The 10,841-nt window shown below is 64.8% G+C and carries 9 protein-coding genes; 2 read left to right on the top strand and 7 right to left on the bottom strand.

Annotation, left to right across the window (positions count from 1 at the left end; all coding sequences use genetic code 11):
• Positions 1 to 49: 49 nt before the first annotated feature.
• The 5 genes from ACPFMA_RS07390 to ACPFMA_RS07370 all read right to left on the bottom strand — a co-directional run bounded on the left by ACPFMA_RS07390 (position 50) and on the right by ACPFMA_RS07370 (position 4,401).
• Complete coding sequence (locus ACPFMA_RS07390) at positions 50 to 1,882, bottom strand: ABC transporter ATP-binding protein (RefSeq protein WP_064304958.1); 1,833 nt, start codon at positions 1,880 to 1,882, stop codon at positions 50 to 52.
• On the bottom strand, positions 1,875 to 2,507 hold the full coding sequence (locus ACPFMA_RS07385; protein WP_064304959.1) for a DsbA family protein: 633 nt from the start codon (positions 2,505 to 2,507) through the stop codon (positions 1,875 to 1,877). Before ACPFMA_RS07385 ends, ACPFMA_RS07390 begins: the two co-directional genes overlap by 8 nt.
• A gap of 3 nt (positions 2,508 to 2,510) precedes the next feature.
• The gene (locus ACPFMA_RS07380; RefSeq protein ID WP_009407537.1) at positions 2,511 to 3,446 is read right to left on the bottom strand and encodes a rhodanese-related sulfurtransferase; all 936 of its coding nucleotides are present in this window, start codon (positions 3,444 to 3,446) and stop codon (positions 2,511 to 2,513) included.
• A gap of 115 nt (positions 3,447 to 3,561) precedes the next feature.
• Complete coding sequence (locus ACPFMA_RS07375; RefSeq protein ID WP_064304960.1) at positions 3,562 to 3,861, bottom strand: BolA family protein; 300 nt, start codon at positions 3,859 to 3,861, stop codon at positions 3,562 to 3,564.
• A gap of 12 nt (positions 3,862 to 3,873) precedes the next feature.
• Positions 3,874 to 4,401, bottom strand: coding sequence for a DUF2059 domain-containing protein (locus tag ACPFMA_RS07370; RefSeq protein ID WP_064304961.1), 528 nt, complete (start codon positions 4,399 to 4,401; stop codon positions 3,874 to 3,876).
• A 160-nt stretch (positions 4,402 to 4,561) separates the two neighbouring features.
• Between ACPFMA_RS07370 and ACPFMA_RS07365 the strand changes: the two genes are divergently transcribed.
• Positions 4,562 to 5,956: a class II fumarate hydratase gene (locus ACPFMA_RS07365; protein ID WP_425929912.1), complete on the top strand. Its 1,395-nt coding sequence runs from the start codon at positions 4,562 to 4,564 to the stop codon at positions 5,954 to 5,956.
• A 1-nt stretch (position 5,957) separates the two neighbouring features.
• Here ACPFMA_RS07365 and ACPFMA_RS07360 read toward each other — a convergent pair whose 3' ends face one another.
• A complete protein-coding gene (locus ACPFMA_RS07360) occupies positions 5,958 to 6,914 on the bottom strand; it encodes a DMT family transporter (protein ID WP_425929911.1) in 957 nt (318 codons plus the stop codon).
• Positions 6,915 to 7,162: 248 nt separating this feature from the next.
• Positions 7,163 to 8,653, bottom strand: a complete 1,491-nt coding sequence (gene pap, locus ACPFMA_RS07355) for a polyphosphate:AMP phosphotransferase (RefSeq protein ID WP_064304964.1) — start codon at positions 8,651 to 8,653, stop codon at positions 7,163 to 7,165.
• Positions 8,654 to 8,769: 116 nt separating this feature from the next.
• Here pap and mnmC point away from each other — a divergent pair, with 116 nt between their 5' ends.
• The gene (gene mnmC / locus ACPFMA_RS07350) at positions 8,770 to 10,758 is read left to right on the top strand and encodes a bifunctional tRNA (5-methylaminomethyl-2-thiouridine)(34)-methyltransferase MnmD/FAD-dependent 5-carboxymethylaminomethyl-2-thiouridine(34) oxidoreductase MnmC (protein WP_425929910.1); all 1,989 of its coding nucleotides are present in this window, start codon (positions 8,770 to 8,772) and stop codon (positions 10,756 to 10,758) included.
• Positions 10,759 to 10,841 lie beyond the last annotated feature (83 nt).

Here is a 10,841-nt window from a genome sequence, read left to right as displayed (position 1 = left end):
ACTAGGCCATTTGCCTTCATGCAGATAAGTGATTTCGCACAATAAAGGCTCAGCTTTGCTGCAAGTGACCGTACAGCTTGGCGTACAGGCCGCCCTCGGCGATCAATTGCTGATGGCCGCCATCCTCGGCGACATGACCGCCGTCGAAGACCAGCACGCGGTCGGCCTGTTTCACTGCCGACAAGCGGTGGGCAATGATCAGGGTGGTACGCGCGCTGAGGAAGCGGGCCAGGGCGTGGTGCAGGTTATATTCGGTGGCTGCGTCGAGGGCTGAGGTGGCCTCGTCGAGTATCACCACCTTGGGCTTTGCCAGGACCATCCGGGCGATCGCCAGGCGCTGGCGCTGGCCGCCGGAAAGTCGCACCCCGGAGCGACCGACCACGCTGTCCAGGCCTTGCGGGAGGGCATCGATGGTCTCGTCGAGCTGGGCGATGGCCAGGGCCTGCCAGCACTCCTCGTCGCTGCAGTCGCGGCCCATGGTCAGGTTGGCGCGCACCGTGTCGTTGAACAGCGAAGGATGCTGCAGCACTACCGCAACGTTCTCGCGCAGGGTATCCAGGCCGATGTCCTGCAGGGTCGCCCCGCCAAACCGGATGGTCCCGGCCTGGGCGCTGTACAACCCGAGCAACAGTTGCACCAGGGTGCTCTTGCCGCCGCCGCTGGCACCGACGATGGCGACCTTTTCTCCCGGTGCGATGGCCAGGTTCAACTGGTCCAGCACCGGCTCCTCGCCATAGCCGAAGCGCAGGCCACGAACCTCGATGCCCACCGTGGTCTGCCCGTGGAACGGATCGGTGCCGCCGGCGAACTGCGGCTCGTCACCACGGGCGAGCAGCTCGTTGATCCGGCTCAGGGCGCCACCGGCCGCGTAATAGGCGTATTGCAGGTTCAACAGTTGTTCCACCGGCCCGATCATGAACCACAGGTAGCTGAACACCGCGAGCATCTGGCCGATGCTCAGGTCGGAAAACAGCACGGTCAGCATCGCCGCCGCGCGGAAGATATCGATGCCGAACTGGAACAGCAGGCCACTGGCGCGGCTACTGGCGTCGCTTTTCCACTGCGAGGCCACCGCATGGTTGCGCACTTCCTGGGCGCGCAGGCCCAGGCGCCCGAGGAAATAGCCCTGGCGGTTGCCAGCGCGGATTTCCTGGATGGCGTCCAGGGTTTCGGCCAGGGCCTGGGTGAAACGCGAAGTGCTGTCGTTCTCCAGCTTCTTCAGGTGCTTGACCCGCTTGCCCAATTGCACCGTGGCGAAGATCACCAGCGGATTGAACAGCAGGATCAGCAGCGCCAGTTGCCAGTGCATCCAGATCAGGATCGCGGCGGTGCCGGTCAGGGTCAGCATCGCCACGAGGAACCGGCTGAGGGTTTCGCCGACGAATTTGTCCAGGGTGTCGAGGTCGGTAACCAGGTGCGTGGTAACCGTGCCGCTGCCGAGGCTTTCGTACTCGCTCAGGGAAATGCGCTTGAGCCGCTCGATCAGGCGGATACGCAGGCGATAGACGATATCCTTGGCCAGCCCGGCGAACAGCTTGGCCTGGACCACGTTGAAAAGCAGCGCGCTGCAGCGCAACAGCAGGGTTACCAGCAGCATCAGGCCGATATAGCCGGCCGCCACCTGCCAGTTCTCCGGCAGGAAACGGTTCATCCACTTCAAGGCGGCATCGCCATGCCCGAGCAGCACTTCGTCCACCAGCAGCGGCAACAGCAGCGGAATCGGTACGCTGCACAGGGCCGCCAGTACGGCGACCGCGTTGGCCGTCCACAGGGACTTCTTGTGATGCAGCGCCAGGCGGCGGATTTCCGCCCAGCTCAAGCGATCGGCAGACGCCGCCGCAGGCCCGGGAACCGGGTCGGGCGAGCCTGGCAGATCAAGCATGGGCAGCCCGCTCCAGCCAGCGGCCGAGCAAGGGTTCAAGGGACGCCAGCGGCTGGTAGCCGTTGGTCAGCAAGGCCAGTTGGCCGTTGCGCTCGGCCAGCAGCGTGGGGAAGCCAGCGATGCCCAGGTCCTGGGCCCAGGTGAAGTCGGCGGCGGTGGCGCTGCGCTGTTCGGGGCTGGTGAAGGCCGCAGCGAAGCTGGCGCGATCCAGACCGGCTTGCTCCGCCAGGTTGACCAGGGTCGGCGCCAGGGTGACATCCTCGGCCCGCTGGTAGAACGCCTGCTGGATCAGCGCCAGCAGCCCCCAGACCTTGTCGCCGTCCAGGCTGCGCGCGGTCACCAGGGCGCGGCAGGCCGGCTCGGTGTCGTAGACGAAGCCGTCGGGCATGGCGCCATCAAGCAGGAACGGCTGCCCCGTCGCCTCGTTGACCGCCTGCCAATGCTCAAGGATATAGCGCCGGGTCGAGGCGTCCAGCGCCGAACTGCCGGTGCGCAGGCCGCCGACCACCAGGCGGGTCTCAACCCCGGCCTCGCGCGCCCGGGCGATCAGGGCCGCAGCCACCGGCGCGAACCCCCAGCACCAGGAGCACATCGGGTCCATCACATAGAGCAGGCGGGCGGTCATGCATCACACCTCGGCTTTGCGGTAGTTGAACCCGATCGGGTGCGGCTGGTTGCGGGCCTTGGCCAGTTCGATCTGCTTCTGCCGGTCGATGGCACTGCGGCGGGTCTTCTCGCTCAGGCTGTCCCAGCAATGCGGGCAACTGATGCCTGGCGAATAGTGCTCCGAGGCCCGGTCCTCGACACTGACCGGATGGCGGCACGCATGGCACTGGTCGTAGTCGCCTTCGCTGAGGTCGTGACGCACGGTGACCCGGTTGTCGAAAACGAAGCAGTCGCCCTGCCACTTGCTCTGGTCCTGAGGCACTTCTTCAAGATATTTCAGGATCCCGCCTTTCAGATGATAGACCTCTTCGAAGCCCTCACCGAGCATGTAGCTCGATGCCTTCTCGCAGCGGATGCCGCCGGTGCAGAACATCGCCACCTTCTTGTGCCGCGCCGGGTCGAAGTTGGCCTTGATGTACTCGGGGAACTCGCGGAAGGTGGTGGTCTTCGGATCGATGGCGCCCTCGAAGGTGCCGATGGCCACTTCATAGTCGTTGCGGGTATCGATCAACAGGACTTCCGGGTCGCTGATCAGGGCGTTCCAGTCCTGCGGCTCGACGTAGGTGCCGACCGCCTTGTTCGGGTCCACGCCCGGTACGCCGAGGGTAACGATCTCTTTCTTCAGCTTGACCTTGGTGCGGTAGAACGGCTGCTCGTCGCAATACGACTCCTTGTGGTCGACATCTGCCAGGCGCGGGTCGTTGCGCAGCCAGGCGAGCAGGCCGTCGATGCCTTCGCGGGTGGCGGAAACGGTACCGTTGATACCTTCCTCGGCCAGCAGCAGGGTGCCCTTGACACCGTTGGCTTCCATGGCGGCCAGCAGTGGCTCGCGCAGTTCGACGTAGTCTTCGAGGGTGACGAACTTGTACAGCGCCGCCACGACGATGGATTGGGTCATGCTTGCAACTCTCCAGTGGTCACCCTCGCAAAGGGCGGACCGGGTTCGAAAATACAAATAAAAACGCGCCGACAAGCGGCGCGGGTGCGGAGTTTACCAAAACCTGATGGTGAAATCAGTGCTTGCTGCCTCCGGCGCAAGTGGGCGAAGCCGGCGCAACGCCGACCTTTTCCCATTCCTGCGGGGTGTAGGTATGCAACGCCAGGGCATGGAACTGACCCATCAGGTCGCCGAGGGTGGCGTACACTTTCTGGTGCCGCTTGACGCTGTTAAGGCCCTCGAACTGCTCGCTGACCAGCACCGCCTTGTAGTGGGTCTCGGTGCCACGGCTATGCATATGGCTCTCGTCCAGGACCTGCAAGTGCCGGGGTTCCAGCGCCGACAGGCTCTGTTCGATCTTCTGTTGCATCGACATCGGCGGCTCCGCTTATGGCTTCTTGGCCGGCGCGGCGGCCTTGCCGGCGTTCGGGTCGAGTTCGTTGGTCATGTCCGACAGCAGCTTGTTGACCACCGGCACCGCGCTTTCCAGCTTCTGCTGGGTCAGTTGGGCGGATTGCTGGGTCACCTGCGGCATTTTCTCCAGGACTTTCTTGCCCAGCGGCGACTGGTAGAAGGCCACCAGGTCCTTGAGCTCCTGCTCGGTGAAGGTGCTGGTATAGAGGTTGATCATGTCCGGCTTGAGCTTGTTCCAGCCGATGGCGTTGTCCAGCGCGGCGTTGGCCTTGGCCTGGTAGCTGTCGAGCACGGATTTCTTCGAGGCAGGCGCCTTGGTCTGCTCGAAGCGCTGGGCGAACATCTGTTGCACCTGCATGTACACCGGCGTGCCGAGCTTGTCGGCATGAGCCAGGGTCAGAAACTTCTCGGCCGCAGCATTGTGGCTCGGACCGGCAGCGAATACCTGGCCGCTTGCGCAAACCAAGGCGACGGCCGTGCAAAGGGCGCGGAGACGGGTCATCGGAATTCCTTAAAAGAGTAAGTGAGTGTTTCCAGCGTAGAGCATTCTGCGCCGACGGGCGCAGCCGCTCAATAGGACGAGTGGGCTATGGAACCGGCCTGGTGAATCAAGACCTAAACTGTCTGGTCAAACTTGCATCTTGCAAAGGAGTGGGTAACACATGAGCCGCATCGAAACTGACAGCCTCGGACCGGTCGAAGTTCCTGATCAGGTCTACTGGGGTGCACAAACGCAGCGCTCGCTGATCAACTTCGCCATCGGCAAGGAACGCATGCCGCTGGCCGTGCTGCATGCCCTGGCCCTGGTGAAAAAGGCGGCGGCGCGGGTCAACGACCGCAATGGCGACCTGCCCGCCGATATCGCCCGGCTGATCGAGCAGGCCGCCGACGAGGTGCTCGACGGCGAGCATGACGACCAGTTCCCGCTGGTGGTCTGGCAGACCGGCAGCGGCACCCAGAGCAACATGAACGTCAACGAAGTGATTGCCGGGCGTGCCAACGAGCTGGCCGGCAAGGGCCGCGGCGGCAAGGACCCGGTACACCCCAACGACCACGTCAACCGCTCGCAGAGTTCCAACGACTGCTTCCCCACGGCGATGCATATCGCTGCGGCACAGGCCGTCCAGGAAAAGCTCCTGCCGGCCATCGCCGAGCTCTCTGCGGGGTTGGCCGAGTTGTCGGCGCGCCATACCGACCTGGTGAAAACCGGACGCACCCATATGATGGACGCCACGCCCATCACGTTCGGCCAGGAAGTCTCGGCCTGGGTGGCCCAGCTGGATTACGCCCAGCGCGCCATTCGCGGCGCCTTGCCGGCGGTGTGCGAGCTGGCCCAGGGTGGCACGGCGGTGGGCACCGGGCTCAACGCGCCGCACGGTTTTGCCGAAGCCATCGCGGCGGAACTCGCTGCGCTGTCGGGACTGCCGTTCGTCACCGCACCGAACAAGTTCGCTGCCCTCGCCGGCCATGAACCGCTGACCACCCTGGCCGGGGGCCTGAAAACCCTCGCCGTGGCCTTGATGAAGATCGCCAACGACCTGCGCCTGCTCGGCTCCGGCCCACGCGCCGGACTCGCGGAAGTACGCCTGCCGGCCAACGAGCCGGGCAGTTCGATCATGCCTGGCAAGGTCAACCCGACCCAATGCGAGGCCCTGTCGATGCTGGCCTGCCAGGTATTGGGCAACGACACTGCCATCGGCTTCGCGGCCAGCCAGGGACACTTGCAGTTGAACGTGTTCAAGCCGGTGATCATTCATAACCTGCTGCAATCCATCGAGCTGCTCGCCGATGGCTGCCAGAACTTCCAGCGCCATTGCGTCGCCGGTATCGAGCCGGATGCCCGGCAGATGGCCGCGCACCTGGAGCGGGGGCTGATGCTGGTGACCGCGCTGAACCCGCATATCGGCTACGACAAGGCGGCGGAAATCGCCAAGAAGGCCTATGCCGAAGGCATCACCCTGCGCGAGTCGGCCCTGACCCTGGGCTATCTCACCGATGCCCAGTTCGATGAGTGGGTGCGTCCGGAACAGATGCTCGAAGCCGGCGGCAAGGGCTGAGTCAAGGGGCCGGGCGCACGCGCCTGGCCTTCCAGCCGGCACTGATCGACGGGCCCAGGGCGGTCAGTGCCGAGCCCGCGACCACCACCAGTGCGCCGACATAGCCCAGGCCATTGATCTGCTCGGCGCTGACCCAGGCGGGCCAGATCCAGGCGGCCAGGGCCACGGTGCCGAAAGTCACCAATGGCGTGATCGCCAGCGTCGCGCTGACCCGCGACGCCTCCCAATGCGCCAGCGCCTCGGCGAACGCGCCGTAGGCCACCAGGGTATTCAGGCAGCAGGCCAGCAGCAGCCAGCCTTGCAGGGCGCTGAGCTGCAGCACTTCCAGCGGCTTGGCCCAAGGTGTCAACAGCAAGGCGCAGAACAGGTAGATCACCATCATCACCTGCCTGGAACTCCACACCGTGAGCAACTGTTTCTGGCCAAGGGCGTAGAACACCCAGACCGAAGACGCCGCGAGGATAACCAGCACACCGGTGGTATAGGCGCCCAGGGAGGTCAGCAGCTCATCGAGACGCTGGTTGAAGAACAGGCCGAAGCCGACCATGAGCAAGGCCAGGCCGATGGCCTGGCCTACGGTGAAGGATTCCTTGAACACGAAGACACTGCCGATCAGCAGCAGCACCGGACCGATCTGCACCACCAGTTGCGCGGTGCCGGCGCTGACCAGGTTCAGGCCGACCAGGTAAAGCACGTAGTTGCCGGTCAGCCCCAGCACGCACACCGCCACCAGCCATTTGCCACGGCGCCCCAGGACGGAGAAGGAAGGCAGCCTGCGCTGCGCCCCGAGCCAGGCGAACAGCAGGCCGCCGGACACCAGCAGGCGGTACCAGGTGACGCTGACCGGGTCCATCACCTGCAATACCTGCTTGAGCTTGACCGGCAGGATGCCCCACAGCACGGCGGTCAACAGCGCCAGGAACAGCCCGTAGGCCCAGCGTCCGGAAGAGATATGCATTGCGGCCTCGATAACCCGGGGTGGTGGATGGCGAGAGTCTAGTGGGTAGGAATTGGATTACACAGTGACAGTTGGGGGAATAACTGTGCTGGTCTGGTAGAGGCATGAGGGAGCCGGAACGCGACGTACTCCAATGGAGGAAACGACGCGTACCCTGTGGGAGCGGGTTCACCCGCGATTGCTATTGTGAACTCACTACCGCAATCGCGGGTGAACCCGCTCCCACAGGGTACGCAACGTCCTGGCTTTTACTTCTTGTGCTTGCGGAACGCCGCCTCCAGCGCTTCGTTGATGGTGCGCAGCACCTTCACCCGCGCCCAGCGCTTGTCGTTGGCCTCGACCAGGGTCCAGGCCGCGATCTCGGTGCTGGTGCGGTCGACCATATCCCCGACCGCCTGGGCATACAGGTCCCATTTGTCGCGGTTGCGCCAGTCTTCCTCGGTGATCTTGAAGCGCTTGAAGGGAATGTTCTCGCGCTCCTGGAAACGCTCAAGCTGAGTCTGCTGGTCGATCGCCAGCCAGAACTTGACCACCACCACCCCGGCGTTGCTGATCTGCTCTTCGAAATCGTTGATCTCGCCGTAGGCACGCATCCAGTCGGCCTGGCTGCAGAAGCCCTCGACCCGCTCCACCAGCACCCGGCCATACCAGGAGCGGTCGAAGATGGTGAACTTGCCGAACGCCGGCAAGTGGCGCCAGAACCGCCACAGGTACGGGTGCGCCCGCTCTTCCTCGGTGGGTGCGGCGATCGGCACGATGTTGTACTGGCGCGGGTCCAGTGCTGCCGCCACCCGGCGGATCGCCCCGCCCTTGCCCGCCGCGTCGTTGCCTTCGAAAACGGCCACCAGCGAGTGATGCCTCATGCGCTTGTCGCGCAGTAAACCGGCCAGGCGCGCCTGTTCGGTCAGCAGTTGTTCCTGGTAGTCGTTCTTGTCGAGGTGGACGCTGAGGTCGAGGCTTTCCAGCAGGCTGCGGTCGTCGATGCTGGCCCCCAGCGGGGCGATCGGCGTCGGCTCCTTGAGGGTCTTGGCCTTCAAGGCATTCTGCAGCCCTTCCAGAAGCAGCTTGCCCACGGCCAGGCTGCGGTAATGCGGATCGAACCCTTCGATGATGTGCCAGGGCGCGTACTCGCGGCTGGTGCGGCGGATCACCCGCTCGCCGAAGCGCACGAAGCGGTCGTAGGTTTCCGATTGCTGCCAGTCCAGCGGGCTGATGCGCCAGCGGTGCACCGGGTCATCCTTGAGCGCCTTGAGCCGCGCCTTCATCTGCTTCTTGGACAGGTGGAACCAGAACTTGAAGATCAGCGCGCCTTCATCGCAGAGCATCTGCTCCAGGCGCTCGGCGCCGCTGATGGCCTGGTCCAGCACGGCGTCCTTGAAATGCCCGTGGACCCGGCCCTGGAGCATCTGGCTGTACCAGTTGCCGAAGAACACGCCCATCCGCCCCTTGGCCGGCAACGCCCGCCAATAGCGCCAGGCCGGCGGACGCGCCAGTTCTTCATCGGTCTGCTGGTCGAAGGTGCGTACTTCGATCAGCCGCGGGTCCATCCATTCGTTCAGCAGCTTGACCGTCTCGCCCTTGCCGGCACCTTCGATGCCGTTGATCAGCACGATCACCGGGAAGCGTGCCTGCTGCTTGAGTTCGAACTGGGCTTCGAGCAAGGCTTCACGTAGCGCGGGCACTTCGGCGTCGTAGGTTTCTTTGTCGATCGAGTGACCGATTTCAGCGGATTCGAACATACCAGGCTCCCTTCATGGATAAGCAAGACTAGCGGATCGCCACGGGTTTTGTCCGGGATCAAACAGCGTTTCGGCGATCGGCTAGAATGCCGGTTCCGCTGTTGCCGAGCCCTTTCATGACCGACTCACCTGCTCCACGCCATGCCCAGATCGACTGGGATGAACTGGGCCGCCCCCATTCGCGGCAGTACGACGACATCTATTTCTCCAAGGACCAGAGCCTGGAGGAAACCCACCACGTGTTCATCGAGCAGAACGACCTGCGCCAGCGCTTCGCCGCGCTGGCTGCCGGCGAGTGCCTGGTGATCGGCGAGACCGGGTTCGGTACCGGGATGAATTTCCTCTGCGCCTGGCAGTTGTTCGACAAGCACGCCCGGACCGGCGCCCGCCTGCACTTCATCAGCGCCGAGAAGTTTCCCCTGACCCGCAGCGACCTGGCCCGTGCCCTGGCCCTGTGGCCGCAATTGGCAAGCCAGGGCCAGGCACTGCTGGAGCGCTATGTGGCGGTGCACGAGGGCTACCAGCAGTTCCTGTTCGAGGATGGCCGGGTCAGCCTGACGCTGATGATCGGCGACGCCCGGGAGCAGTTCGAAAAGCTCGACGGGCGCATCGACGCTTGGTTCCTCGACGGTTTCGCGCCAGCGAAGAACCCGGACATGTGGACCCCGGAACTGTTCGCCCAACTGGGCCGGCTGTCGGTGCCGGGGACCACCCTAGGCACCTTCACCAGCACCGGCTGGGTACGCCGCGCCCTGATCGCGGTGGGTTTCACCATGAAGCGGATCCCGGGGATCGGCAAGAAATGGGAGATCCTGCGCGGCCTGTATAGCGCCGGCCCGGAACAACAGGCGCTGCCAGGGGCAGTACCGCCCTGGTATCGACGCCCTGCGCCGCCAGGCGGTCCTCGTCATGCACTGGTGGTCGGTGCCGGGCTGGCCGGTTGTGCCAGCGCCGCCAGCCTCGCTGCGCGGGGTTGGCAGGTCAGCCTGCTTGAGCGCCACGGGCAACCGGCCAGCGAGGCCTCGGGCAACCCCCAGGGCGTGCTTTACCTCAAGCTTTCCGCCCATGGCACGCTGTTGTCGCAATTGATCGTCAGCGGTTTCGGCCATACCCGGCGCCTGCTCGAACGCCTGCAGCGGGGCACCGACTGGGACGCTTGCGGTGTACTGCAACTGGCGTTCGATGACCAGGAAGACCAGCGCCAGGCACAGCTGGCCGGGGCGTTCAGCGATGAGTTGCTGCAACGGCTGGATCGCCAGCAGGCCGAAGCCATTGCCGGCGTCGCCCTGCCCGCCGGCGGCTTGTTCTATCCCGAAGGCGGCTGGGTGCATCCTCCGGCGCTGTGTCGCTGGCAGGCGGAACAGGCCAAGGTGAAGCTGCTGCCCCATCACAACGTGCTGCAACTGCGCCGGGTCGATGGCTTGTGGCAGGCGCTGGACGGCGAGCGAGTGCTGGCCGAAGCGCCGGTGGTAGTGCTGGCCGGGGCGGCGGAGATTCGGCAGTTCGAAGCCTGTGCCGGCCTGCCGCTCAAGCGCATTCGCGGGCAGATCAGCAAATTGCCGGCGACTGCCGCCAGCCGGGCCTTGCACACGGTGGTGTGCGCCGACGGCTATGTGGCCCCGCCGCGCCAGGGGGAACACACCCTGGGCGCCAGCTTCGATTTCCACAGTAGCGATACCGTGCCGACCGTCGAGGAACACCGCAGCAATCTCGAGTTGCTGCGGGAAATCTCGCCGGACCTGGCCCAACGGCTGGAGATCGACCGGCTGGATACGCAGCACCTGGAAGGCCGGGCGGCGTTTCGCTGCACCAGCCCGGATTACCTGCCGCTGGTCGGGCCACTGGCAGATGCCGCGGCCTTTGCCGAGACCTACGCGGCGCTGGCGAAGAATGCGCGGCAGGTGCCCGATGAACCCTGCCCGTGGCTGGAGGGGCTCTATATCAACAGCGGGCATGGCTCGCGGGGCCTGATCACCGCACCGCTGTGCGGCGAGCTGCTGGCCGCCTGGGTCAATGGCGACGCCCTGCCAGTGCCGCGGGAGATCGCGGAGGTCTGTCACCCGAACCGCTTCATGTTGCGTGAGCTGAAGCGCAACAAATCCTGAAGCTGATTCGGCCCCTGTGGGAGCGGGTTCACCCGCGATTGCGTAGGTGAATTCACTACCGCAATCGCGGGTGAACCCGCTCC

This window comes from Pseudomonas sp. NyZ201, from assembly GCF_049860765.1.
Lineage (GTDB): Bacteria > Pseudomonadota > Gammaproteobacteria > Pseudomonadales > Pseudomonadaceae > Aquipseudomonas > Aquipseudomonas bharatica.
Note: the sequence above shows the minus strand (reverse complement) of the source record. Positions and strands in the feature narration are given on the sequence as shown.

What these genes read in the sequence shown, in the direction of transcription:
- ACPFMA_RS07370 (WP_064304961.1), bottom strand. Translation starts at nt 4,401, where the DNA reads ATGACCCGTCTCCGCGCCCTTTGCACGGCCGTCGCCTTGGTTTGCGCA.
- mnmC (WP_425929910.1), top strand. Translation starts at nt 8,770, where the DNA reads ATGACCGACTCACCTGCTCCACGCCATGCCCAGATCGACTGGGATGAA.
- ACPFMA_RS07390 (WP_064304958.1), bottom strand. Translation starts at nt 1,882, where the DNA reads ATGCTTGATCTGCCAGGCTCGCCCGACCCGGTTCCCGGGCCTGCGGCG.
- ACPFMA_RS07365 (WP_425929912.1), top strand. Translation starts at nt 4,562, where the DNA reads ATGAGCCGCATCGAAACTGACAGCCTCGGACCGGTCGAAGTTCCTGAT.
- ACPFMA_RS07380 (WP_009407537.1), bottom strand. Translation starts at nt 3,446, where the DNA reads ATGACCCAATCCATCGTCGTGGCGGCGCTGTACAAGTTCGTCACCCTC.
- ACPFMA_RS07375 (WP_064304960.1), bottom strand. Translation starts at nt 3,861, where the DNA reads ATGTCGATGCAACAGAAGATCGAACAGAGCCTGTCGGCGCTGGAACCC.
- ACPFMA_RS07360 (WP_425929911.1), bottom strand. Translation starts at nt 6,914, where the DNA reads ATGCATATCTCTTCCGGACGCTGGGCCTACGGGCTGTTCCTGGCGCTG.
- ACPFMA_RS07385 (WP_064304959.1), bottom strand. Translation starts at nt 2,507, where the DNA reads ATGACCGCCCGCCTGCTCTATGTGATGGACCCGATGTGCTCCTGGTGC.
- pap (WP_064304964.1), bottom strand. Translation starts at nt 8,653, where the DNA reads ATGTTCGAATCCGCTGAAATCGGTCACTCGATCGACAAAGAAACCTAC.